Source organism: Williamwhitmania taraxaci (assembly GCF_900096565.1).
Classification (GTDB): domain Bacteria; phylum Bacteroidota; class Bacteroidia; order Bacteroidales; family Williamwhitmaniaceae; genus Williamwhitmania; species Williamwhitmania taraxaci.
Window position 1 is genome coordinate 24,692 of record NZ_FMYP01000026.1, and the last position, 23,303, is coordinate 47,994.

Below are 23,303 nucleotides of genomic sequence, written 5' to 3' on the forward strand. Positions count from 1 at the left end.
GATATGTAACAAATTAACTGAGAATATGGATTTTCTAAAGAAGTTGCAATGGCGGTATGCCACCAAGCACATGAATGGAACAAAAGTTTCCAATGATAAATTAGATGTAATTCTGAATGCTATTCAGTTGGCACCTAATTCTATCGGGATTCAGCCGTTTAAGGTTTTTGTGGTGGAGAGTGAAGATGTTCGAAAAAAGATTCACGCTTCGGCATGTCCTCAGCCTCAAATTATCGAAGGCTCGCACCTGTTGGTGTTTGCTGCTCGGGAGGAATTGACCAACGACGAGGTAGAAGAATATGTCAATCGAATTGCCACAAAGCGCAATGTTCCGGTTGAATCGTTAGGGGATTTCAAGAAGATGATCATGTCGGTGCAGGGAATGTCCAAAGACGACTATGCTACCTGGGCTGCCAAGCAAACTTACATAGCCCTTGGGTTTGGACTGGTTGCCGCTGCCGAGGTAGAGGTGGACTCCACTCCGATGGAGGGCTTTAGCGCTCCGGCTATGGATGAGATTCTTGGGCTTCGCGCAAAGGGATATCGCAGTTCAGTGCTGCTGGCATTGGGCTACCGCGATAGCAAAACCGATTACCTAGTAAATGCGGCAAAGGTACGTAAATCGAATAGTGCCCTTTTCGAAATGATTTAATGGTTAGATTTTTTCTTTGGTTAAATAGTGCATAAAAATGGGGCCTTGGGTAGCCCCATTTTTTATGGACTATACTGTTGCTCTGTTTTTACACACTACAGTGACTCTAGTGTGAACTTCCAGTGGAAAGGCGAAGACATGCATTTGTGACTAGAGGTCAGGCCCACCTTTCCGATTAGATTTATTTCGTGCTGTATCCAATGTGTATAGGATATCTTGTCGTCGCCACGAGTTGATGTTCTAAACTATTGTTGAATTGCTCTATTCATATAAGCAACGACTCGCCGTGGAGTTTTCTGAGAAATCTTTTGAAGGAGAGTGGCATTAAAAATATAAAAAAAATCCCCGCAGACCTTCGCCTACGGGGATTATTTGCAGATGCAGTCGGCTACAGCAGCGCGTTGAGCTTCTCTACAAACTTAGTCTTTGGTGCTGCACCAATTTGCTTGTCCACAATTTCGCCACCCTTAAAGAAAAGAACGGTAGGTATGTTGCGAATGCCATACTTCGCACAAATTTCAGGGTTTGCATCTACGTCTACCTTACCTACAACGGCTTTGCCATCGTATTCGTGACCTAGTTCTACAATGATTGGGCCAATCATGCGGCAAGGACCGCACCACTCTGCCCAGAAGTCAACCACAACCGGCTTGTCCGATTTCATTACCAACTCCTCGAAGTTGCTATCGGTAATTTCTAGTGCCATAATTAGTTACTTTTTATTGTTATATTGTTTTTGTTCTGTATGTGCTTAAAGCAAAGATGCAACATTTTTTAGTTAACGGCAATTTGAAGGTCTAATTCTTCAAAAAACTGCAGTAACTCGTTGTCGAGATTTATTCTGATGGCTCTTGAGAAGAAATCGATAGCCATTTTTTCGTCAGGGTCGATAACCTTTATTTTAAGGGTTACATTTCCTTTGTGCTTGTCCGTTGCTGCTCTGAGTTCAGTAACAAGTTCTTCGGTAATGTTGTTCAATGGCAGTTTTAGTGTTAGCGATTTTACCATTTCTGCTTTTACATCGTGTAGCATTACCATGCTCTTCACCCTCACCTCGAATTCGTTCTCGTTGTACATGCGAGGCTCTACTCTGCCCTTAATGAGTAGCGTATAACCTTGGTAAAAATATTTTCGATAATTTTCATAATCTTTACCGAAGAGGGTTAGCTGGAAACTTTCGGTGTAGTCTTCAATGGTGATACTACCATAAGGTTTTCCGGTCTTTGTCAGGGCATTACGAACGCCAGTAACCATTCCGGCAAACGATAATTCCTTGTTGCGCAGCTCGTTTACGTTGCCCAATTCGGCCAAACTTGTGTTGCAAAAGTGGTTGAGCTCGAAGCGGTAATCGTCCATGGGGTGCGAGGAGAGATAGATACCCACCATCTCGCGCTCCTTGTTTAGAAGAACCAACTTGCTCCACTCTTCCGAAATGGGTGGTTCTGGACGACCAATGGCAGCAAAGCCAAGATCTCCACCAAAGAGGCTTTGCTGGCTGCTATCCTTGTCGCTCTGCATACGGCTGCCGTATCGCACTAGGCTTTCGATGAAGGTGACTTCCTTTGCGTCGGTGGCAAAGTATTGGTGACGTTTTAGGCCAAAACTGTCGAAACCTCCTGCCAAGGCTAGGCATTCTAAGTTCTTCTTGTTTACGCTTTGCAGGTTTACTCGCTCCACAAAATCGAAGATGTCTTTGAATTTTCCGCCTGCTTTTCGGCATTCCACAATGTTTTGAACGGCTCCCTCACCAACACCCTTTATTGCTCCAAGTCCAAAGCGGATGTTGCTTTCGGCATCTACCGTAAACTTATAGGAACTCTCATTCACATCGGGTCCCAACACCTGCTTTCCCATGCGCTTGCACTCGTCCATGAAGATGGTGATCTTCTTAATGTCGGATAGGTTGCGGCTGAGTACCGCTGCCATAAACTCCGACGGATAGTGCGCCTTAAGATAGGCCGTTTGGTAGGCAATCCAGGCGTAGCAGGTGGAGTGCGATTTGTTAAAGGCGTACTGGGCAAATGCCTCCCAGTCCAGCCATATCTTCTCAAGTATTTTCTTGTCGTGACCCTTTTCGGCACCTCCGGCTAGGAATTTCTCTTTAAGCTCATCCATCATGGCAATGAGCTTCTTTCCCATCGCCTTACGCAGCGTATCCGCTTGGCCTTTGGTAAAACCGGCTAGTTTCTGCGACAGAAGCATCACCTGTTCTTGGTATACCGTAATCCCGTATGTGTCGTGCAGGTATTCCTCCATTTCGGGAAGATCATACTCAATACTCTTCCGGCCGTTCTTCCTGTCGCAGAAGTCAGGAATATACTCCAGTGGACCCGGACGGTAGAGCGCGTTCATGGCAATGAGGTCTTCGAACCGGTTTGGCTTAAGGGCACGAAGGTATTTTTTCATTCCAGGCGACTCAAACTGGAACAGAGCAGTAGTATCGCCACGGGCAAAGAGTTCAAAGGTTTCAGCATCGTCGATGGGAATGGCATCAATGTCGATGTCGACACCTTTCGATTCCTTGGCATACTCAATGGCATCCATAATGATGGAGAGGGTTTTTAGCCCAAGAAAGTCCATTTTTAGTAGGCCAACATCCTCAACGTGCTTTCCGTCGTATTGGGTAACAAATAGTTCCGAATCTTTATTGGTACTGAGTGGTATATCTTCCTCCAGATCGTTTCTCCCGATGATAATTCCGCAGGCATGAACGCCTGTTTGGCGCACAGAACCCTCCAATACCTCTGCAAACCGAAGTGTGTCCATCACCAACGCATCTCCTTTTGTTTTGGCATTCATAAGTTCAGGAACCTCCTTATAGGCAGAGGCTAGGGTAGTTCCTGGTCGTTCGGGTACCATCTTGGAGAGCTTGTCGGCCTCCATCAGTGGGAGTTTAAGCACGCGAGCTACGTCGCGGATAGCCATTTTTGCTGCCATGGTTCCAAAGGTGATGATATGCGCTACCCTTTTTTGGCCATACTTGTTTACTACCCACTTCAAGACTTTTTCGCGTCCATCCTCGTCAAAGTCGATATCGATATCCGGCATGGAGATACGCTCGGGGTTGAGGAAGCGCTCAAAAAGAAGGTCATACTTAATGGGGTCGATATCGGTAATGCGTAAACTGTAAGCCACCGCCGAACCCGCTGCCGAACCACGACCCGGACCAACGGAAACGCCCATTTCGCGAGCGGCACGGATAAAGTCCCACACAATGAGGAAGTAGGACGGGAAACCCATGCGCTCAATGGTGTCGAGTTCAAATTCAACACGCTCCAGCAGTGCTCCTTCCAACTTATCGCCCCACCGTTTTTTTGCACCCTCAAAGGTTATGTGGCGAAGGAAGAGCATCTCGTCGGTGAATTCCGGTGGAAGTGGGAATGCCGGCATGATGGGCTTTTGGTTGAGAGCATAGTTCTCAATCTTATCAGCAATTTCGAGGGTATTATCGAGAACTTCGGGGTGATCAGCAAAGAGTTTCTCCATCTCGTCGCCCGATTTGAAATACTCTTGCTTGGTATACCGCATTCGGTTGGGATCGTCGAGATCCTTTCCTGTATTGAGGCAGATGAGCAGGTCGTGCGCATCTGCATCGGTGTTTTTAATGAAGTGAACATCGTTGGTGGCTATGCACTTTACTCCTGTTTTCTTCGAGAGTTCAAATAGTGCTTTGTTTACCATTACTTGGTTTTGGTAGACATCACCGTCTATTTTGGGATTTCCGGAGCGGTGAAGCTGCATCTCGAGGTAGAAGTTGCTGCCAAAAATCTCCTGGTATTCTTGAATGACCTTCTCGGCCTCATCCATTCCTAAGTTCATGATGGCTTGCGGAATCTCGCCTCCGAGACAAGCGCTGGAGGCAATAATCCCTTTGTTATATTTCCGAAGAAGTTCCTTGTCGATACGGGGTTTGTAGTAAAAACCCTCGGTCCAGGAGTAGGATACAAGTTTGGTGAGGTTTTTATAGCCTTCGTAGTCCTGGGCTAACAGTATAAGGTGGTGTCCTGAGCGGTCGTCCTTGTCCGATCGGTCGAATCGGCCGTTCTTGGCTACATATGCTTCGCATCCAAGAATCGATTTTATCCCTTCTTCCTTTGCTTTTTTGTGGAAAAGTTTTACTCCAAACATATTTCCGTGGTCGGTAATTGCGCAGGCAGGCATCTCATACTCTTTGGCTTTTTTAATTAGGCCACCAACGCTGGATGCACCATCGAGGATAGAATATTGTGAGTGTACGTGGAGATGTACAAATTTCTTCATTTCTATATATTTGAAATATTGTATGTTGGGCGATGATGTGTCGGCAGCTGTTAATTGGTTAAAGTTACGGTTTGCCGATGACGTTATCAGCCTCGGAGCACTAAAAGTTGTCAACATATTTTGTGGATTGTTTTTTGGTGGAGGTGAAAATAGTTTTGAGAAAATTGGGGGATATCGGGTGCCGAAATCTGTTTTGTAAGCAGTTTGCATAGCAATAAACTGCATTCGTGTGGGTTGGCCTGATTTTCGGCAAATTCGCAATGTTGTAGTTTCTGAAAAATAGTTGGCTGTGGATTAGTCGATTCAATAATAATCCGTATCTTTGCCGGGCTAAATTTTTTAGGTTCAACAAGCATAAATTATCAGTATGCCAGTAAAATTAAGACTTCAGCGTCATGGACGCAAAGGGTATGCTTACTACCACGTAGTGGTAGCTGATAGCAGGGCGCCACGGGATGGTAAGTTCATTGAAAGGATTGGAAGTTACAATCCGAACACTAATCCTGCTACTATTGACCTTAACTTTGATAAGGCAATAGACTGGCTTCAAAAGGGTGCTCAACCCACCGACACCTGTAGGGCAATGTTGCGCTATAAAGGTGTGATTTACAAAAAACACCTTCTTGATGGCGTTCGCAAGGGCGCGTTTACCTTGGAAGTTGCTGAAGAGCGTTTTCAAGATTTCCTCAAGAAGAAGGAATCTGCAATCCAAGCGAAGAAAGATGGTCTTTCGAGCAAGGAAGATGCCGACTTGAAGGCTCGTCTTGAGGCAGAGTCAAAGGTTCGTGAGGCAAAAGCAAAAACAGTTGCTGCAAAGCGCGCCGCTATGGTCGCTAAGAATGCACCTGCTCCAGCTGCTGCTGAAGAAACCGCTGCTGCAGACGAATCACCTGCTGAGGCATAATTGCACTGCATTTCCAATGGGAGAAGATGACAAACTATATATAGGCCGAATAGCCAGAGAGTTTGGTGCCGATGGCGAACTACAAGTTAATCTTGCGTCGGAGTATTCCATTGAAGAGAACATGAAGGAACCGGTTTTCGTTGAAATAGACGGAATTCCGGTTCCTCTTTTTTTAAAATCGTTCCGCAACCGAGGAAAAGACAAAGCTTTGGTCATGTTCGACGATTTTGAATCGTCCAGAGCTGCCGCTCGTTTTGTGGGACTTCCCCTATTCGTTTTCCAATCTACCGAAGAGGAAGAGGACGAACTTACGGGACTTGAACTGTTTGTCGGCTTCACTGTAATCGACCACGATCTTGGCCTTTTGGGCTCTATTGTCGACTTCCATGACATCACCGGCAATCCACTCTTTGTGGTAGACCATAATGGAACCGAAATATTGATACCGGTTCACGAAGATCTTATTCTAGAGGTTTCTGAAAAGAAAAAGGAGATCACCTTCGACCTGCCATCGGGATTAATCGATCTTTTTAAAGAGTAAGTTCGCTGTAACGCGCAAGTTTTTCTCTCCAACTGTTTGGAACCACCACTCCTTCGTTTGTTTTCGGATTAAATGCCACCATAATGCTTTTGCTACGGCTATGGATTTCGCCTGTATCAATGTTTTCTATCTCCTGATCCATACGGAAACTCTTGTTGCCAAATCCGGTGACGTGGCTGTTTACCCTGATTTTTGAATCGATAAAAACGGGTGCTGAAAAATCTACCTCCAGGTGCACCATTACCGGAGTAACCTCGCTCCAGTTAATTTCATCCCCAAGGCACTCTTGAAAGAATGCTAGTTTTCCTATGTCGAAAAACTGCATATATACGGTGTTGTTCACGTGGTTAAGTGCATCTATATCGTTGAATCGTATCTGTATCGGAGTGTAGTGTTGCATTTTTTTTTGCAAAGGAAGAAAAAAAACTTCAGATCGTGCAGCGGAAAATTCTTACTGGCGTATTTAGGGCAAGTTCTTCTGCAAATAATTGCAGTGGCGTTTATAAGAAACCTATTCTAATTATTCGTGCCATGAAAAAGTCAGGATTTATTTTTGGAGTATTTGTTATACTCACACTAGGGATGTCGTGCTCTTTTACCACTCCATCCACTGGTGGACCGGTTGTTAAGGAAACTCGGGATGTAACTGGTTATACCGAAGTTGCGCTAGCGGTTCCTGCCGATGTATATGTAGAGCAGGGTTCGGCCTTTAGTTTTACCATCGAGGGACCTGCCGATGCTCTTAAGGAGATTGAAACTACCGTTGATGGTTCTACCCTAAAGATAAAGTGGAAAACCAAATGGTTCAATTGGAACAGCAACGAGAACTTGAAAATTTACATTACGGCACCAACCTATACTGGATTTTCTATTGCCGGCTCCGGTGGATTCTATGCAAAGTTGGGGTTGAAAGTTGAAAACTTGGAGCTCGCCATCGCCGGAAGTGGTGATATCGTAATTTCATCAGTTGAGGCTACAAACCTTAAGGCAAGCATTGCCGGTAGCGGTGATGTGAAGTTGAATGCAGGGAAAACAAATGCCCTTAGCGGTTCTATAAGCGGTTCCGGTTCTATCTCGGCTGCTGGCGTTGAGGCTGTTGATGCAAAAGTGCGCATTGCCGGTAGCGGTGATTGCTCTGTGTGGGCAACTGGAGCGTTGGATGCAGGTATTTCGGGTAGCGGAGATATTAAGTATAAGGGCAGCCCAAAACTTTCGGCTAAGGTTTCTGGTTCGGGTGAAATTGAACCTGTAAAATAGTGTGTTGATTAGGGTTAAATAGGAAGGGCTGTCTCATTTGGTTGAGACAGCCTTTGTTTTTTGAAATCGATAAATCGTTTGTGGAGGCGTTGATGGTTTTACTCTCTTACAATCTTTACCTGGCCACCCACTCCCAGCATAATAATGGCAGAGGGTTTTCCTGTAGGTTCTCCTTCGGCCTCCATTGGCACCACGTAATCGACCCCGTCGATAATTTCTTGGGAGATGTTATGGAACTGTATTGGACTTGGTTTTTCGGTCGTGTTGGCGGAAGTGGAAACCAATGGACGGTTGAGTTTCCGAATAAGCTGTTCGCAAAATTGGTGGTTAACCACGCGAATTCCAACACTGTTTTCGGGAGGTAGAAGGTTTGTCGGAAGGTTTCTAGCACCCGAGTAGATGATCGTGAGTGGGGTGTCGGTAATATCAATGAGCGACCATGCAATTTCGGGCACTTCGTTTACGTAGCTGTTGATGCGGTCAGCCTTGTCAACCAAAATAATCATTCCCTTTGAATCCTCACGTTTTTTGAGGTCGTATATTTTCTTAACTGCTTCTGCATTTTCAGCATCGCAACCAATGCCCCAAACGGTATCGGTAGGGTATAGGATGATTCCTCCGGCGCGTAGCACCTTTAAGGCCTCTGTTATGTATTGGTCTAAGTTGGCTCTTTGTTCCATGGTTATGAATTGAATTGTTTTATATCGATGTTGTAGGCGCAACGGAAGTGGCCCTTGGGGCAAGTGCGGTGGCCATGCAGGCCACAGGGGCGACAGTCCAGATTTTCGGTAGTTTCTATTATCCTGCTGTTGCTCGAAAGTGGTCCAAATCCAAACTCAGGAATAGTGGAGCAGAAGATGGCTGTGGTGGGTGAGTTCACCGCCGAGGCCATGTGGAGCGGTGCCGAATCGTTCACGTAGTTCATGGTAGCATCGGCCATGAGTGCCGCCGATTCGAGGAAGCTTAACTTGCCTGCGACGTTGATAACCTGGCCACTGAACTTTGCTGCAATTGCCTCGCATGCGCCGAAATCGCTCGGACCTCCGGTGAGGTAAACCTTGGTGTCCTTGGGGAGCGATGAGATTAACTCTACCCACTTTTCGGGTGGCCACTGCTTGGTAAACCATACCGAGGTGGGGGCCATGCAAACGTAGCTCTCGTTTTTCAGAAAAGCTACCGCGGCATAATCCTCGGACGAAGGATAGAGAACCGGACGCTTTTCCCACCCACCACCTGCAACGGGAACAATCAGTTCAAGGTTGCGCTCGCACTCATGTTTCCCTGTGCCTATTTCGTGCTTAATACGGTGAGTAAAAAACAGCGAAAGGGGGTTTTTTTTGAACCCGATACGGGCAGTCGCACCACAGAAGGAGGTGAAGATGCCCGTAGAAAGGAAGCGTTGCAGGTTTATTGCTAAATCGTAATGCTCTCTCCTCAACTGTCGTAAAATCCGGAATAGGTTTTTCAACTTCTCTTTCTTCTTATCCCATATAATCACCTGTTTTACAAACGGATGATTTTTTAGTAGTCCTTCGTTGCCCTTGCGCAGCAGGAAATGGATGGCCGCATCCGGAAAAGTTTTATGCAATGCCTCAATTACTGGGGTGGCCAGAATGACATCACCAATAAAGGCTGTTTGAATAATGAGTATCTTTTTCATGCGCTAGTGTAGTGGCAAATATTTTAGTGGAGTTTTACTATACTGCAACATCGTACTCCCGGAGAGCATCGTTGAGCGATGTCTTGAGGTCGGTGCTCTCCTTGCGGCGACCAATAATCAGGGCGCAGGGAACCTGGTAGGTCCCGGCAGGGAATGTTTTGGGAATGGTTCCCGGTATTACTACGCAGCGAGGTGGCACGTAACCTTTATACTCAATTGGGGTTTCACCCGAAACATCGATGATTTTGGTGGAGGCTGTAAGTACCACATTGGCACCTAAAACGGCTTCCTTGCCAATCCTAACTCCTTCAACAACAATGCATCGGGAGCCAATAAAACAACCATCCTCGATAATCACTGGAGCCGCTTGTAAGGGTTCCAATACACCGCCAATGCCCACTCCTCCAGAGAGGTGTACGCCTTTGCCGATTTGTGCACACGATCCTACAGTGGCCCATGTGTCCACCATGGTTCCTTCGTCCACAAAGGCTCCAATATTAACGTAAGAGGGCATTAGGATGGTGCCTTTTGCCAGAAACGATCCGTGGCGGGCAATAGCGTGTGGAACAACCCGAACACCCAAGGCGGCGTAATTCTTCTTCAACGGAATTTTATCGTGGAATTCGAATGGACCCACCTCAATGGTCTCCATTTTGCAAATAGGGAAGTAGAGGATTACCGCTTTCTTTACCCATTCGTTTACCTTCCAGCCATCGGAGGTAGGTTCGGCAACGCGGACTTCCCCCTTGTCGAGTAGCTCGATGACGGTTTTAATGGTTTGCTGGGTTGAGGGAGTGGAGAGTAGTGCTCGGTTGTTCCAAGCCTCTTCAATGGCCATCCTTAACTTTTCCATATTTCTTTTTTTACAAAGGTACTATTTCGACGGAAAGTGCTTACAGCCTCAAGCGATTTAATTGTCGACGAACCGCTGCGCCAAACTATAGGTATTGTTAGTGGGCCGATCCTGGGTGTGCATCGTAAGAAATATCGATGAATTTCGAGTGTAGGTATTACCTTATATTAATCGTGAGGACATGCAATGCTGCAGTGTCCAGATAATTCCAGCCTATCCGCTATACTGTTAATTATTCTTAATTCCTACTAAAGAGAGCTATAGCCGTATTGATTGGTGTCTGATGTAATGATTAATGACCTACTTTTATATAAAAAAAGTGCGACAGTATTCCTTCCTTTTGCTACTGCTCTGTTTTGGAGTTTTTGAAGCCAGTGGTGCCACGGCCCCCAAGTCCGACTCGGTGAGGGTTATTACCGGCAAGGTAGTTTCCTTAAAGGATGGCGAACCCATAGCATTTGCCCATATCGTTAACCTTACCCGAGGTTATGGGGCTACCACCGATAACTTCGGACTGTTTCGGATTGGCGTTGGCGATAACGATTCGGTGTATATCTCCTCCATTGGTTACTCCCATCTGAGGATGCAACTTTTCCTCGGTGTGATGTCCGATACCATGAGGGTTCCTTTTTACCTGGCCCCAATTTCTTACGAAATAGAAGCCGTGGTGGCTAGGCGGTGGCGCGATTATACTGACTTTAAGCGCGATTTCTTAGCGCTGAAACTGCCCGATACTAAAACACAACGGCTCAGCGCCTACCTTTCGTCTATGAGCCAAGAGTTATATTTAGGCACGCCGAAATCTGCAGGAGTCGGATTTGGAGAGGATTGGTATCACCAGCAGAAGCGCAAACTCAACGAACATTTAGCGGCCACCGGCCGTATTCGATTGGCTGAGGAGAAGTTGAATCCGGCTACCATTATGCGTGAGGTGCATTGTTCCGAGATGAACGCCTGTGCGTTTCTCTTGTGGCTCAAAGCCGATACCGAGTATGTTATTACCGCGCGAGATTACGATCTTCTTGCTTATGTAAAGGTGAAGTATGAGGTCTGGTGCAAGGTTTTTAATAAGTGTTAATCGGCAAAAACGGACCATTCCGACCAAGTGGCTATTTTTAAGCCACATAACTGATTTGCGGTTCGGGTTTGTTGTTTATATTATTGGCAATGAGGATGAACGGGATAGCGAGGACCATTCTGAAAATGGTGTATAGTTGTTCTCTCTATTTTGTTGTGTTGGTCTTTAATTCAACTCCTCTTAAATTTTTGGGGAATGCAAGATTCACCACCACGGGGTAGTGATCGCTGTAGTTTACTCTTGGACTGGCGTATTCGGTGGCCTTGATGGCTGGGGCGTGGAATATGTAATCGATACGTAGAATACGCAGCATTCCAACATAGGTTGATCCGAATCCCGACCCTGCTTCCTTGAACGCATCCGTTAGGTTTCCGCGCATTTTGCGGTAGCTATAGGAGATTGGGGGATCGTTATAATCGCCAGCCATGATTACTGGATACTTTGATTTTTCTCGGTGCTTTGCCACTATTTTAACCTGAATGGCTCTTTTTTCGTATGCCACAAATAGCCGAGTGTTGAAGTCCTTCAACTCTTCCATCTTTTTGTCGGAGTTTTGAAACTTCTGATTCAGCAGTAGGTTGACGTTCTTTTCGCGAAGCCTGGTGCTTTGGAGGTGACTGTTGTAAAGTCTTACCGTGTCTTTACCGATTTTTATGTCGCTGTATATCGAAACATTTGCCGTTTTGTCGAATGGCAGAACCCCTTTTTTTATGATTGGGAATTTGCTTAAAGTAGCAATCCCGAAGTTGTATTTCTTAGAGGTCATGCTGTATTCAATATGCCTGTAGGGGTAGTTGGCATAAAGTTTTTTTATCTTCTTTTGAACTTCGGGGGATGAGGTGAGGCAGAACTCCTGAAGACAAACGATATCTGGTTTTTGAGAGTTGATAAACCTTACCACGTCTTCCAACTTGTTGGGGGTGTCGTTCCAGTTTATCAGGTTGAATAGGTGAACGTTGTAGGTGAGTATTTTAACATCACGATGCTCAAACTTGTTTTTAGGGGCTTGTATCCTGAACTGAAAGAAGTTGGAGGCCGGTTCAATACAAATGATAAAGGCAATAAGGGGAATGATAACCGTTTTCTTTTTATGTATAATAAGCAAAACGAAAACGACAAGATTCATTAGGAGTAAAACGGGAAAGGCAAGTCCAAAGTAGGCAAGGGGCCAAAAGGTAGCCGGACTTACTAGTGTGGCAAGAAAGGACATTACCAGTGCAATTGCAATAATGGTTCCCGAATAAACGACTAATCCCTTTAAGAAATTTCTCACCCTAGTTTTTATTACCCAATTTGAATAACTCTTCGCGCTCTTCTTTGGTGAGCGATTCGTAGCCTGTTTTGTTTATTTTATCGAGAATATCATTGATGTTACTCTCGCGTTTTACCTTAGTGGCATTGTACTCCATATCGGACATGTTGCGCTTGTGCACTACCTTCATCTTATTTCGTTCCGAAGAAAAAACGTTGAAAATTCCCTCTACCCAACCCAGTCCTAGGTTGGTGGTGCTGTTCTGCTTTAGTTTAAGTGCAATAAGGTATCCTGCCAGTGCTCCGCCTAGGTGAGCAATATGTCCTCCGGCATTTGTTCCTGCAATGCTTATTAAATCGATGATCAGGTAAACCAGTGCAATATACTTAAGCCGAACTTCTCCAAAGAAGAGAAGATAAATGGTGTGATTTGGGGCGTAGGTAGCAGCCGCAAAGGTAATGGCCATAATTGAAGCGGAGGCCCCAATCATCACTGATAAATATTTCATCTCCACAAACAGCGGTATGGCATTGAAGGCCAATACAAAGAGAATACCTCCTGCCAACCCACCCCAGAGGTAGGTGGAGAGAAGCTGCTTTTGCGTAAAAAAGCGCAAGAATATCTGGCCAAACCAGTATAGCGCCAACAGGTTGAACAGGATGTGGAACAAGTTCTCGTGGGTAAACATGTAGGTTACCAAGGTCCACGGTGTGCTAATCAGGTGCGGAAGGTAAGAGGGCACCTGAAGCCACTCGAGCAAGGAGAAATAATCTCTGTTTCCGCTTATAAGCATGATTACATTCACGATGCTCACCGCCAAAAATACGCCTATGTTAACGTAGATAAGTTTGGTGTGAAGGCTTCCCTGCTTGAAAGATTGTTTTATTTCCTGCCCTATGCTCATACTAATAGAATGTGGTTGTTTTCTTATTCCAGTATTTTATCAAGAGAAATCCAAATATCATACCACCTAAGTGGGCAAAGTGGGCTACGTTGCTTCCCGGTTGAGAAATTCCCAGGTATAGTTCAATGGCACCGTATCCCATCACAAAGTATTTTGCCTTCATGGGGATTGGGGGGAAAAGGAGCATTATCTCGGTATTTGGGAAAAGCATTCCAAAGCCAAGCAGCACACCAAATACAGCACCCGATGCACCGACGGTAGGTATGTTGATCATCCGATCCATTAGTAGTTTTGCTACTCCTTGAGCATCGGCGGCCAGCTGCGCGCTACCCGGATTGCTATACCATTTGTCGGTTAACTCTTGGTTAAGTGCACCGTAGTATTCCGAGAAGTTACTCCGTATGAAAGCATCGAAAGTTTCGGGGCTAAGGGTATTTAGCATGGCCTTATATTCTCCCATAGCATGCGAAATCATAAAGTAGTTTACCAGCAAGTGGAGCGCTGCAGCTCCAAGCCCTGTGGCAAAAAAGTATATCATAAACCGCTTGCTGCCCCATACCTGCTCAAGTATTTTTCCAAACATCCATAGACCAAACATGTTGAAGAATAGGTGAGCCCATCCGGCATGCATAAACATGTGGGTGATGAGTTGGTGTGGACGGAAATATTCCGATCCGGGGTAGTACAGCGCTAAATATTGGGTTAGGTTTACCCCAAACTTCGTCAGTACCTCGGTGGCTAAAAAGAGGAGAATATTAATGATAATAATATTCTTGAGCACCGGAGGTGTTGAATTTATTCCTCTGCTTAATCCGTTCATTGCCTAGTTTTATGAGTGATCAACTTTGCGTATTATTCACAGTAACAAATAACCCTATTTTTTGTCAGCGCACTGTGGCTTATTCTTTTTACGAAATGAATCTAGGAGGCGAAATTACTTCCAATAATTCAACCTTCCAAGCCTAGAAGTCTGTTGTTTGCCATCTTTAGAATTTGCGTTAGGCTAAACTAGAATTCGAAGGAGGAATAGTTACCAAGTTTACTTGAAACGTTTCTCTAGATCGTCCATCGTAAGTATGAAAACGGTTTGCTTGCCATCGGGGCTGAGTCCGGGCTGGCTACATGCAAAAAGTTTGTCCATTATGTGCTGCATCTCTTCACCATTGAGTTGTTGTCCATAACGGGCAGCGGCAGCCTTAGCCAGTGATGTAGCCAAAATTTCAGCTTTGCTGCCCAAAAGGGCGCCTCTGTTTTCCTTTAGCCCTTCCAACAATCGTTCCACTAAGTCTTGGGTATTGGCCTCGGCCAAATCGCCCGGTTTTGCGCTTATGGCTACGCAATGGTTGCCTAAATCGTTTATCTCAAAACCAATTTGTGTTAACTCGTGCTCGTTCTGCATGAGCAGTAGGTGATCCGATGGAATAAGTTGGATGGCTTGAGGAAAGAGTTCTTTTTGGGAAACCTTTTGTCCTGTATTTAGGCTTCTGAGGTAATATTCGTAGAGAATGCGTTCGTGAGCTCGCTTTTGATCGATTACCATCAACCCCGATTTTACGGTGGTGAGGATATAGCGGCCCTTAACCTGAAAGAAACTTTTTTCAAGACTAGGCTTTTCGAAAAGTGTCTCTTGTTGATTGAATCGCGATTGCTCCTCCATGTTTCGATCTACAGCACCCTGATAAAGTGCCTCCCATCCCTGCGGTACATCCTCTTTCCTATACGATTGGTAGGATGGCCGGAAACTTCCTCCGTCGGATTGTGGTCGTGTATCGAAAGGGTTAAAGTTGGGGTCGATATCGACTTGGGGGAGTTTGAAACTCATGCCTGGTCTATGGATGGGCATCTCCAGTGAAGGTTCTGTGTTAAAATCGATGGAGGGTCTTACCGCAAATTTCCCCAACGATTCGCGTACGGTGGCTTGCACAATTTGCCAAATGGCGCGCTCGTCCTCAAACTTGATTTCCGTTTTGGTAGGGTGAATATTTACGTCGATGGCCGCCGGATCGCTCTCAAAATAGATGAAGTAGGAGGGAACCGCTTCGGGCATCAGCAGCTGGTCGTAGGCGCTCATCACCGCCTTGTGGAAGTATGGGCTGCGGAAGTAACGACCGTTTACAAAGAAATATTGATCGCCGGCTGTTTTCTTTGAGTTTTCAGGCTTTCCGATAAATCCCGATATATTCACGATGGAGGTGTCGGTCTTTATGTCGATGATTTGTGTATTGAATGGCTTTCCAAAGAGGCCGGAAATACGTTGCCGAAGGTTTCCTGCGGGTAGGGAAAAGAGTTGGGTCTCATTGTGGAAAAGTGCGAACTCTACCGCAGGGTATACCAGCGCTACGCGTTCGAATTCGGTTACCACATGTTTCAACTCAACGGCACTCGACTTCAGAAATTTACGCCGTGCAGGGATGTTGAAAAATAGGTTTTTAATGATGAAATTAGAGCCAGCCGGGCAGCTGATGGGTTCTTGGGCGGTAATGTTGGAGCCGCTGATACGGATAAGATTGCCCACCTCCTCGTTGTGCGTGCGGGTTCGGAGTTCTACCTCGGCCACGGAAGCCACGGAAGCCAAGGCCTCACCTCTAAAACCGAGGGTGTGTATGGCAAATAGATCGTTGGCCTCCCTGATTTTTGAGGTAGCATGACGTTCAAAGGCCATGCGCGCATCAGTAGCCGACATCCCCGAACCATTATCGATAACCTGTATTAACTCTTTGCCTCCGTCCTTAACAACAACGGTGATGCTGGTGGCACCTGCATCAACCCCATTCTCCACGAGCTCTTTGATGGCCGAGGCGGGGCGTTGAATTACTTCCCCTGCGGCAATCTGGTTGGCCACAGAGTCGGGCAGAAGCCTTATGATATCTGGCATCGACTGTTTTTTAGCTGAGAAGGTAATATGCTACCAACAGTAGCAGAAAAATAATTATTACTACTCTGATAGTGGAAGTCCTTTTTCCAGTCTCTTTCTGACGGTAATGGCCCCTCATTGCACCTAGGCGTATGTTTGTACCTGGTTTATGGTCCGAATTTCTGTCTTCAATACCTAACTCAAGGGCTCGCTTCTTGCGCTGCTCTTCCTTTTCTTCCTTTTCCTTATCGTAATAGCGGGGCACATAGCCAAATTGCTTATGTGAAGGAAGTTTAATCAATCCTCGAAATGCCATCGTCTTTTGCTTTATCTTTGCACAAAGTTAGGCATTTTACTCGATGGTGCACAACTAAATTTTGCTGGCGGCGTTTCTACTTGGAGAGTTGCCTGTGGGATAAGAAATTTTTGTAGATTCGATCCAAATTTTGAATTATGAACGATCCAATGTTACAAGTTCGGCAGAACTTTCAGGAAGCGAGAGATGTACTCGATCTATTTATGTCCGAGTCCCAAAGTTGGGAGTCGATTGAGAAGGCAGGAAATTTAATGGTGGAGGCAATTGAGCTGGGACATAAGCTGATTTCCTGTGGAAATGGTGGCTCCATGAGCGATGCGATGCACTTTGCCGAAGAACTTTCCGGTCGTTTTCGTGGAGATAGGCGTGCTCTTCCAGCCATTGCCATTAGCGATCCTTCGCACATTACCTGCTCTGCCAATGATTTTGGCTATGAGAAGGTATTTTCCCGTTTTATCGAAGGCCTTGGCCGGCGCGGTGACGTGCTCTTTGCCATTAGCACGAGTGGAAATTCGGGCAATGTGGTTGAAGCCTGTAAGGCTGCTCGCGAACAGGGAATGAAGATCGTTGCCCTTACCGGGAAAAATGGTGGACTGCTCGCCGACCTTTGCGACGTGGAGATCCGCGTTCCATTTTTCGGGTTTGCCGATCGCGTGCAGGAGGTTCATATTAAGATTATTCACTCGCTTATCCATCTTATTGAACTGAAACTTAATTTGTCTAAATGACCTACCGATGGTGTTTAATCATCGTTTCTTTTCGGAAGGTTATCTTAAAGACATTCCTTTTCTAAGGAGCAAACGGAAAGTTGCTAGTGTGGAAAAGTAAATAGGAGACCGGCTATTTGCTAATTTTGGTTTGTCAATCTGTATCTTTGTTTGGCCCGATTCCCCTCAATAAAAAAGCCCCACTCCCTTAAGAGTAGGGCTTTTGTTCAGTAACTGTTTAGTGTTGTATGTTTTCTATCTCTTTGGGGTTGTGCTTATGCTTAAAGAGTATGGCAAAGAATATTGCAATTATTGCAGAGTATATTGCAAACAGCAACCAAATGGAGTGCCAGTCTTTAACGTTTTCGGCAGAGGTGTAAAAAACCTTGATTAGGTAACCGCTTACTAAACTGCCAAAAATGGCACCAAAGCCGTTGGTCATCATCATGAACAATCCTTGTGCGCTCGAGCGTATGGATGGATCAGTGGAGGTTTCTACAAATAGCGAACCGGAGATGTTGAAGAAGTCGAACGCCATACCGTAAACAATACACGACAAAATAATCATCCAAAGGCCATCAACTGGATCTCCATAAGCGAACAGTCCGAAGCGAAGAACCCAAGCAACCATGCTTATGAGCATTACCTTCTTTATTCCGAAACGTTTAAGGAAGAAAGGTATGGCAAGGATGAACAAGGTCTCGGATATTTGAGAAATTGACATGATAATGGTGGAGTACTTCACCACAAAGGAGTTGGCGTATTCCGGAATGAGTTTGAAATCGCCTAGAAAAACGTCACCGTATGCATTGGTAAGTTGGAGTGCAGCGCCCAAAAACATAGAAAACACGAAGAAAAGTGCCATCTTTTTGTCCTTGAATAGTTTGAACGCATCTAAACCAAAGCGTTGTGCCAGTGTAGTATCAATCTTTTTGGCTCCAAATGAGGGGCATTTGGGTAGCGAGAAGGAGTAAACGCCAAGGAACATCGATACTGCCGCAGCGATGTAAAATTGGTTCTCAGAACTTTTATTGCCTGTAAGATTTACCACCCACATGGCTACAATAAACCCAATAGTTCCAAAAACGCGAATAGGCGGAAAGTCCTTAACAACGTCGTAACGGTTGCTCTTCAGTGCAGTGTAGGCAATAGAGTTTGCAAGTGCAATGGTGGGCATGTAAAAGCACATGGATACGAGCATTACCCAGAAGAAGGTGGAAGGATCGTTTACCTGTGGAAGAAAAAACAGCGTAATGCCACTAAGTAAGTGCAGTATTCCGTATAGTTTTTCTGCATTAAGAAACCGATCAGCAATTATTCCTGCGATTGCAGGCATAAATAGCGATGCGATTCCCATTGTTGAAAAGATGATTCCAAATTCGGAACCTGACCACTCCTTGGTGTTAAACCAATAGTTTCCAATTGTTATTAACCATGAACCCCAAACAAAAAACTGTAGGAAGTTCATTGCGGTTAGACGTCCTTTAATACCCATATAATTTTTTTTTGCTGTTAGATTTCTCTTTTTTCGAGTGAATTAGGGGGTCTAAAAATAGTAAGAATAATGAGTCGCCCAAGCTTTCGCAATCGATTTCTAATAAATCATTGATTGGCTGCGCTGTTCAAGCAGTATGAAATCACTTTCTGCAAACAAAAAAGTTGAAAGGCTTGCTTTTTATTCGGTTATGTCCGAAATTTATTCACTTATAAGTCTTAAATTGTTTTAAATTACTTGTGTGGTGTATTCACAAATCTACAACGCTATGTTGGTTAAAACTTTTGGGAGTGCGGTATATGGGATAAAGGCGGCAACCATAACCATTGAAGTAAATGTGGGGCAAGGAATAAACTTTTTTATTGTTGGACTTGCCGATGCTGCTGTTAAAGAGAGCCAGCAAAGGATGGTGTCTGCTATTCAAACCTGTGGATATCACTGGCCCGGCAAACGAATTGTTATAAATATGGCACCTGCGGATATACGCAAGGAGGGGTCCGCCTACGACTTGCCCTTGGCCATTGGAATTCTCGCGGCCACGGAGCAGGTTTCTGCTTCTCATCTCGATAAGTATGTTATTATGGGCGAACTGTCGCTCGATGGAGGTATTCACGCTATAAAAGGTGTATTGCCCATTGCTATCAATGCGCGCGATGATGGTTTTAAAGGACTGATTCTACCTATGGCCAATGCGCGCGAAGCCGCCGTGGTTAAAGGTATTGAAGTAATTGGTGTGGAGGATATTCGGCAGGTGTGCGATTTCTTGAGCGATAAGCTAACCATTGTACCAACGGTTGTGGATACGGTGGCGGAGTTTGCCGTAAATGCCAATAGCTACGATGTTGATTTTTCGGATGTAAAGGGGCAGGAGAATGTTAAGCGCGCCCTCGAAATTGCCGCGGCAGGCGGACATAATATTATCATGATTGGACCTCCCGGTGCCGGAAAAACTATGCTTGCCAAACGTCTCCCTACCATTATTCCTCCACTTACCCTCGACGAGGCGTTGGAGACCACTAAGATTCACTCTGTGGCAGGAAAGATAGATAGCGGCACATCGCTAATGACAAAGCGGCCCTACCGATCTCCTCACCACACCATTTCGGATGTGGCCCTGGTGGGTGGAGGTACCTATCCTCAGCCAGGCGAAATCTCGCTTGCTCATAATGGCGTGTTGTTTCTTGATGAGCTTCCGGAGTTTAAGCGCACCGCGCTGGAGGTGCTGCGTCAACCGCTCGAAGATAGAATGATTACCATTTCAAGGGCTAAGTTTAGCGTTGAGTATCCTGCCAACTTTATGCTGGTGGCCTCCATGAATCCTTGCCCATGCGGATATTACAACCATCCTGAAAAACAGTGTGTATGCTCGCCGGGTGTGGTGCAAAAATACCTGAACAAGATCTCCGGTCCACTTCTCGACCGCATCGACATCCATATTGAGGTGGTGCCAGTGCCGTTCGATAAGCTATATGAGGCAAGGATTTCTGAATCCAGCAGCCAAATCCGTGAACGGGTGGTGAGGGCAAGGGACGTTCAGGTTCAGCGCTATGCCGCCCATGTGGGCGTTCATTGCAACGCGCTAATCAGCACTAAGATGCTAAGGAAGTATTGCACCCTCGATGAGGCAGGCTCTGCTTTGCTCAAAAATGCTATGGCTCGACTAGGGTTGTCGGCTCGTGCCTACGACCGCATTTTAAAGGTGGCTCGTACTATTGCCGATTTGGAGCAGTGCGAGAATATTCAGTCGGCTCATGTTGCTGAGGCCATTCAATACCGCAGTTTGGATAGGGATAATTGGGCAGGATAGGAATTTGTGTGTTTTCCGGATACCTTTATTAATAATGGAATGAGACGGATTCTTTTAGCGTTTGGAGTAGTGTTTGTTTTTCTTGTTGGTTCAATCTTTATAGAATCGGCCATGGATTGGGCACCACCCGAATCCATCGTTGGTAGCTGGAGTGCCAACCAACGTGTCACCGTAAGGTTTTTGGTTGATGGTAAATATCAATTCAAAACGGCCCCCGACTCGATTAACTTAACCTTGAATATCTCCGCAAATGGTCAAGTCTCTGGAAATATGGGTGACGCCTCTTTTGAAGCCTGCTCCATTCATAAGAACCGAAATTGGCTTTTTAAGAAGCTACACCTGGGAACGGATTTCGTCATCACGGGCACATTGAAAGGGTCTGTTTTTGCCGTTGACACTATAGATAGCAAGGATATCCATCTATCGTTTAATATGGACGACGGTATTATATCGGGTATTTTGTTTCAAAAGGGCGGCATGAACAGCTTTCCAATGGTTACGATTACACTTAAATCGGATACACCATAGTCTCTTCGCATCGATCGGAACTAGAAACTACCATGAAATAAAGTTGGCACATAGATTTCTCTTTGCGGACTCCATTGCTAATATGGCATGCTGCTCCTGTCTTTTCAGAAATAGGTGCGATGAGTATAAGTCTGCTTGGTATGATACCGTAGGGTAGTAATAGATACGATCAATGGTAGGCGTTTTTTTGTAATGGCGCAACTTTATTGGCGCTATGCGCACAGTTTAAGGAGTGGTATTAGGTCTTTCTAAATTATCAGCACAGTGGATCTAAAAAATGGAGGCTGAGAGGCCTCCTTATTGCTTGATTATACTATCGAAAAGGGAATGCGTTTCTACTTTGCTAGCTATACGCCAACCTATCAATGAATTATTGCTTCTTGTAGTTCTTCCCATTTCTTGCAATTAGTTGGTTAATTTGTTCAACTGCTATTTCAAATCGTTTGTTCCAATTGCCACTTATCTCTACAATATCAATGTTATGATCTGTCAAAACTTGTCGATGGGAGAGGTCTAGTAAATTTCTTTCTGCTTCGCTCAATCTTGTTCCATCTTGTATGTATTTCGCATCACTAGTAAGGTAAATATATAGGTTTGCTTCATTGGAGTTGTAGATGTCTGCATCTATTTCAAGTTCTTTTTCGAAGATGAATCTTGAATAGGATTTTGTTGTATGAACATCCGTGTCAATAATTGCAAGAGGGCTATTGCCTAATACTCCTTGTTCAATTCTGGTTGCATGTACTCTTGCCACAACGTGCAAGTCGTCAAAACTAAAAGAGTTGGAGTTGGTAATAATTTCTCTACCTGCTTCTAATACCAAACTGCAATTGAAGTGCTTTGAAAGGTTTTCTGATAAGGTTGTTTTGCCAGTGGACTCGGTTCCTAATATCACAACCTTAATTGCAAAGTAGGGTTTAACACTATCAGGTAAAAATTTCCAATTAGCAAATACATCATTACGTACAGCTGTAGCCGAAACAGGAAAAAGTTTTTTAGGAATATCAAAAGCTATGTGCTGGATATTCATAAAGTCGGCAACAAAGTTGCCGTATTCTTCCGATGTTATAACAAGTGAATAATCGGGGAACTGTTTTTTGAAAATGGCTGCCCATACTTCAGAAACTTCTTTTGAAGATTCTGAAGTGTTTGGTAATTCGCTTTCCAGATAACTAAAGGTTCTTATTTCAACGTTTTTCTTTTCCTCAAATGCTTTTTCAATCCATCTTTTCCTTGTTGTGCTCGAGATATTCTCCTTGTCGCTGGAACAAATTAAAACCGTAAGATGATTGCACTTACTTAAAGCGAAATTAAACATCGCCTCATGTCCTTTATGAAAAGGTAAAAATTTCCCAAATACAAATGCCTTAATCATAGCTCATTTTTCTCCAATGATAAAGTCCGTAAGATGCAAACCATAGAAAAATAAAATATTCTAGAGAGAGAAAGTAAATGCCTTTTTTGAAATACAATACTATACAAACCAAATCAACCGCAATCCATAAATACCAATTCTCAACTCTTTTTTTTGCAAGTAGTATTGTGGCAACAATACTTGTAACCATCACAAAAGAATCGGTGAAAGGATAAGCCGCTTGTATTTTGAAATAAGTTGGCAAATACAAATGAATGTTGGTGAAGAAAATACCAGAAAGCAATGTTCCTAGCAGAATAATCGCTGCAAGGAAAATTTTGTTTTTAAAACTTGTTTCGAAAATTTTGTTTTCAGATGTCTTAGCGTTCCACTGATACCAACCGTAAAGCGTGACAGCAAAAAAATAAACTTGCAGAAACATATCAGCATAGAGCTGAACCTGAAAAAACAAGATGAAGAGAAAACCTTCATTCACAATTCCTGTTGCCCAAGTGAGGATGTTTGCTCGTGTTGCAAAGTATACGGAAATCAAGCCAAACAATGTTCCTATTAACTCTACATAGCTTATTGGATAACTTAAAATTTCAAAAGCAATATTTTCTATCACTACTGTCCGACAAAAAGATTCCAGTTGAAACGTTAGTTGAATAAAAATAAGGGGCTACTCCCCGAAGGTTTCACCCCGATGTTGTAGATTTGTTTTGCGAAAAAAAACACAACATGGGCAAAAATACAGAAATAAAATTAGTCGGACAGCCGATTTTCAAACAAGCCATCAACTTAATCGATGCCATTAATGTCAGCAGCTTGGTGAAAAAGCATGGTGCAGACCATTACTATAAGACGTTTAAGGCAAAACC

At 44.6% G+C, this 23,303-nt stretch carries 23 protein-coding genes; 9 read left to right on the forward strand and 14 right to left on the reverse strand.

Translation table 11 applies throughout. The features are described 5' to 3' along the window. Positions 1 to 25 precede the first annotated feature (25 nt). Complete coding sequence (locus BLS65_RS08380) at positions 26 to 652, forward strand: NAD(P)H-dependent oxidoreductase (protein WP_092437889.1); 627 nt, start codon at positions 26 to 28, stop codon at positions 650 to 652. A 388-nt stretch (positions 653 to 1,040) separates the two neighbouring features. Here BLS65_RS08380 and trxA read toward each other — a convergent pair whose 3' ends face one another. Further along, positions 1,041 to 1,358, reverse strand: coding sequence for a thioredoxin (gene trxA / locus BLS65_RS08385; RefSeq protein ID WP_092437891.1), 318 nt, complete (start codon positions 1,356 to 1,358; stop codon positions 1,041 to 1,043). A 68-nt stretch (positions 1,359 to 1,426) separates the two neighbouring features. Then, entirely contained in the window at positions 1,427 to 4,912 is a 3,486-nt protein-coding gene (dnaE, locus tag BLS65_RS08390; protein ID WP_092437930.1) for a DNA polymerase III subunit alpha, read from the reverse strand. A 367-nt stretch (positions 4,913 to 5,279) separates the two neighbouring features. Here dnaE and BLS65_RS08395 point away from each other — a divergent pair, with 367 nt between their 5' ends. Then, positions 5,280 to 5,816: a 30S ribosomal protein S16 gene (locus tag BLS65_RS08395; RefSeq protein ID WP_092437893.1), complete on the forward strand. Its 537-nt coding sequence runs from the start codon at positions 5,280 to 5,282 to the stop codon at positions 5,814 to 5,816. 16 nt (positions 5,817 to 5,832) lie between these two features. Continuing rightward, on the forward strand, positions 5,833 to 6,357 hold the full coding sequence (locus BLS65_RS08400) for a ribosome maturation factor RimM (protein WP_092437895.1): 525 nt from the start codon (positions 5,833 to 5,835) through the stop codon (positions 6,355 to 6,357). On the opposite strand, the gene BLS65_RS08405 is transcribed toward BLS65_RS08400, so the two are convergent. Next, entirely contained in the window at positions 6,347 to 6,757 is a 411-nt protein-coding gene (locus BLS65_RS08405) for an acyl-CoA thioesterase (RefSeq protein ID WP_092437897.1), read from the reverse strand. The genes BLS65_RS08400 and BLS65_RS08405 overlap by 11 nt on opposite strands. Positions 6,758 to 6,792: 35 nt before the next feature. On the opposite strand from BLS65_RS08405, the gene BLS65_RS08410 reads away from it, so the two are divergent. Further along, positions 6,793 to 7,614 carry a head GIN domain-containing protein gene (locus tag BLS65_RS08410; RefSeq protein WP_092437899.1) on the forward strand — a complete coding sequence of 274 codons (822 nt, stop codon included), beginning with the start codon at positions 6,793 to 6,795 and terminating at the stop codon, positions 7,612 to 7,614. 98 nt (positions 7,615 to 7,712) lie between these two features. On the opposite strand, the gene BLS65_RS08415 is transcribed toward BLS65_RS08410, so the two are convergent. The 3 genes from BLS65_RS08415 to BLS65_RS08425 are packed head-to-tail and all read right to left on the reverse strand — an operon-like array spanning position 7,713 to position 10,127. Next, positions 7,713 to 8,294, reverse strand: coding sequence for an L-threonylcarbamoyladenylate synthase (locus BLS65_RS08415; protein ID WP_092437902.1), 582 nt, complete (start codon positions 8,292 to 8,294; stop codon positions 7,713 to 7,715). A gap of 2 nt (positions 8,295 to 8,296) precedes the next feature. Then, positions 8,297 to 9,274 carry a glycosyltransferase family 9 protein gene (locus tag BLS65_RS08420; RefSeq protein ID WP_092437904.1) on the reverse strand — a complete coding sequence of 326 codons (978 nt, stop codon included), beginning with the start codon at positions 9,272 to 9,274 and terminating at the stop codon, positions 8,297 to 8,299. Between the two features lie 37 nt (positions 9,275 to 9,311). Further along, complete coding sequence (locus BLS65_RS08425) at positions 9,312 to 10,127, reverse strand: 2,3,4,5-tetrahydropyridine-2,6-dicarboxylate N-succinyltransferase (protein ID WP_092437906.1); 816 nt, start codon at positions 10,125 to 10,127, stop codon at positions 9,312 to 9,314. Between the two features lie 295 nt (positions 10,128 to 10,422). On the opposite strand from BLS65_RS08425, the gene BLS65_RS08430 reads away from it, so the two are divergent. Next, a complete protein-coding gene (locus tag BLS65_RS08430; RefSeq protein ID WP_092437908.1) occupies positions 10,423 to 11,205 on the forward strand; it encodes a peptidase associated/transthyretin-like domain-containing protein in 783 nt (260 codons plus the stop codon). A gap of 145 nt (positions 11,206 to 11,350) precedes the next feature. On the opposite strand, the gene BLS65_RS08435 is transcribed toward BLS65_RS08430, so the two are convergent. The 5 genes from BLS65_RS08435 to BLS65_RS08455 form a co-directional block, all read right to left on the reverse strand. Next, positions 11,351 to 12,478, reverse strand: a complete 1,128-nt coding sequence (locus tag BLS65_RS08435; RefSeq protein ID WP_092437910.1) for an endonuclease/exonuclease/phosphatase family protein — start codon at positions 12,476 to 12,478, stop codon at positions 11,351 to 11,353. Position 12,479: 1 nt separating this feature from the next. Then, complete coding sequence (locus BLS65_RS08440; RefSeq protein ID WP_092437912.1) at positions 12,480 to 13,361, reverse strand: rhomboid family intramembrane serine protease; 882 nt, start codon at positions 13,359 to 13,361, stop codon at positions 12,480 to 12,482. A 1-nt stretch (position 13,362) separates the two neighbouring features. Beyond that, the gene (locus tag BLS65_RS08445) at positions 13,363 to 14,181 is read right to left on the reverse strand and encodes a rhomboid family intramembrane serine protease (protein WP_092437914.1); all 819 of its coding nucleotides are present in this window, start codon (positions 14,179 to 14,181) and stop codon (positions 13,363 to 13,365) included. A 219-nt stretch (positions 14,182 to 14,400) separates the two neighbouring features. Further along, positions 14,401 to 16,236 (reverse strand): DNA mismatch repair endonuclease MutL, encoded by a 1,836-nt coding sequence (gene mutL, locus BLS65_RS08450; protein ID WP_092437916.1) that lies wholly within the window; start codon positions 16,234 to 16,236, stop codon positions 14,401 to 14,403. 10 nt (positions 16,237 to 16,246) lie between these two features. Beyond that, complete coding sequence (locus BLS65_RS08455) at positions 16,247 to 16,531, reverse strand: hypothetical protein (protein WP_092437918.1); 285 nt, start codon at positions 16,529 to 16,531, stop codon at positions 16,247 to 16,249. Between the two features lie 137 nt (positions 16,532 to 16,668). Between BLS65_RS08455 and lpcA the strand changes: the two genes are divergently transcribed. Continuing rightward, the gene (gene lpcA, locus BLS65_RS08460; RefSeq protein ID WP_244500679.1) at positions 16,669 to 17,259 is read left to right on the forward strand and encodes a D-sedoheptulose 7-phosphate isomerase; all 591 of its coding nucleotides are present in this window, start codon (positions 16,669 to 16,671) and stop codon (positions 17,257 to 17,259) included. A 217-nt stretch (positions 17,260 to 17,476) separates the two neighbouring features. On the opposite strand, the gene BLS65_RS08465 is transcribed toward lpcA, so the two are convergent. Further along, the gene (locus tag BLS65_RS08465; protein WP_092437920.1) at positions 17,477 to 18,733 is read right to left on the reverse strand and encodes a nucleoside permease; all 1,257 of its coding nucleotides are present in this window, start codon (positions 18,731 to 18,733) and stop codon (positions 17,477 to 17,479) included. A 268-nt stretch (positions 18,734 to 19,001) separates the two neighbouring features. On the opposite strand from BLS65_RS08465, the gene BLS65_RS08470 reads away from it, so the two are divergent. Together BLS65_RS08470 and BLS65_RS08475 are read left to right on the forward strand one after the other, a co-directional pair. Next, positions 19,002 to 20,540, forward strand: a complete 1,539-nt coding sequence (locus BLS65_RS08470; protein ID WP_092437922.1) for a YifB family Mg chelatase-like AAA ATPase — start codon at positions 19,002 to 19,004, stop codon at positions 20,538 to 20,540. 39 nt (positions 20,541 to 20,579) lie between these two features. Continuing rightward, positions 20,580 to 21,068: a hypothetical protein gene (locus tag BLS65_RS08475; RefSeq protein WP_092437924.1), complete on the forward strand. Its 489-nt coding sequence runs from the start codon at positions 20,580 to 20,582 to the stop codon at positions 21,066 to 21,068. Between the two features lie 370 nt (positions 21,069 to 21,438). On the opposite strand, the gene BLS65_RS08480 is transcribed toward BLS65_RS08475, so the two are convergent. Continuing rightward, positions 21,439 to 22,443: an AAA family ATPase gene (locus tag BLS65_RS08480; RefSeq protein ID WP_092437926.1), complete on the reverse strand. Its 1,005-nt coding sequence runs from the start codon at positions 22,441 to 22,443 to the stop codon at positions 21,439 to 21,441. Then, positions 22,436 to 23,050, reverse strand: a complete 615-nt coding sequence (gene pnuC, locus BLS65_RS08485; RefSeq protein ID WP_092437928.1) for a nicotinamide riboside transporter PnuC — start codon at positions 23,048 to 23,050, stop codon at positions 22,436 to 22,438. The genes BLS65_RS08480 and pnuC overlap by 8 nt, the downstream gene beginning before the upstream one ends. A gap of 113 nt (positions 23,051 to 23,163) precedes the next feature. On the opposite strand from pnuC, the gene BLS65_RS19020 reads away from it, so the two are divergent. Continuing rightward, positions 23,164 to 23,303 (forward strand): DUF4372 domain-containing protein (locus tag BLS65_RS19020; RefSeq protein ID WP_125869715.1); only part of this gene is annotated, 140 nt, incomplete at its 3' end.

Excerpts from the sequence above, each read along its gene's own strand:
- BLS65_RS08380 (WP_092437889.1), top strand. The coding sequence starts at position 26 with ATGGATTTTCTAAAGAAGTTGCAATGGCGGTATGCCACCAAGCACATG.
- trxA (WP_092437891.1), bottom strand. The coding sequence starts at position 1,358 with ATGGCACTAGAAATTACCGATAGCAACTTCGAGGAGTTGGTAATGAAA.
- dnaE (WP_092437930.1), bottom strand. The coding sequence starts at position 4,912 with ATGAAGAAATTTGTACATCTCCACGTACACTCACAATATTCTATCCTC.
- BLS65_RS08395 (WP_092437893.1), top strand. The coding sequence starts at position 5,280 with ATGCCAGTAAAATTAAGACTTCAGCGTCATGGACGCAAAGGGTATGCT.
- BLS65_RS08400 (WP_092437895.1), top strand. The coding sequence starts at position 5,833 with ATGGGAGAAGATGACAAACTATATATAGGCCGAATAGCCAGAGAGTTT.
- BLS65_RS08405 (WP_092437897.1), bottom strand. The coding sequence starts at position 6,757 with ATGCAACACTACACTCCGATACAGATACGATTCAACGATATAGATGCA.
- BLS65_RS08415 (WP_092437902.1), bottom strand. The coding sequence starts at position 8,294 with ATGGAACAAAGAGCCAACTTAGACCAATACATAACAGAGGCCTTAAAG.
- BLS65_RS08420 (WP_092437904.1), bottom strand. The coding sequence starts at position 9,274 with ATGAAAAAGATACTCATTATTCAAACAGCCTTTATTGGTGATGTCATT.
- BLS65_RS08425 (WP_092437906.1), bottom strand. The coding sequence starts at position 10,127 with ATGGAAAAGTTAAGGATGGCCATTGAAGAGGCTTGGAACAACCGAGCA.
- BLS65_RS08430 (WP_092437908.1), top strand. The coding sequence starts at position 10,423 with ATGACCTACTTTTATATAAAAAAAGTGCGACAGTATTCCTTCCTTTTG.
- BLS65_RS08440 (WP_092437912.1), bottom strand. The coding sequence starts at position 13,361 with ATGAGCATAGGGCAGGAAATAAAACAATCTTTCAAGCAGGGAAGCCTT.
- BLS65_RS08445 (WP_092437914.1), bottom strand. The coding sequence starts at position 14,181 with ATGAACGGATTAAGCAGAGGAATAAATTCAACACCTCCGGTGCTCAAG.
- mutL (WP_092437916.1), bottom strand. The coding sequence starts at position 16,236 with ATGCCAGATATCATAAGGCTTCTGCCCGACTCTGTGGCCAACCAGATT.
- BLS65_RS08455 (WP_092437918.1), bottom strand. The coding sequence starts at position 16,531 with ATGGCATTTCGAGGATTGATTAAACTTCCTTCACATAAGCAATTTGGC.
- lpcA (WP_244500679.1), top strand. The coding sequence starts at position 16,669 with ATGAACGATCCAATGTTACAAGTTCGGCAGAACTTTCAGGAAGCGAGA.
- BLS65_RS08465 (WP_092437920.1), bottom strand. The coding sequence starts at position 18,733 with ATGGGTATTAAAGGACGTCTAACCGCAATGAACTTCCTACAGTTTTTT.
- BLS65_RS08470 (WP_092437922.1), top strand. The coding sequence starts at position 19,002 with ATGTTGGTTAAAACTTTTGGGAGTGCGGTATATGGGATAAAGGCGGCA.
- BLS65_RS08475 (WP_092437924.1), top strand. The coding sequence starts at position 20,580 with ATGAGACGGATTCTTTTAGCGTTTGGAGTAGTGTTTGTTTTTCTTGTT.
- BLS65_RS08480 (WP_092437926.1), bottom strand. The coding sequence starts at position 22,443 with ATGATTAAGGCATTTGTATTTGGGAAATTTTTACCTTTTCATAAAGGA.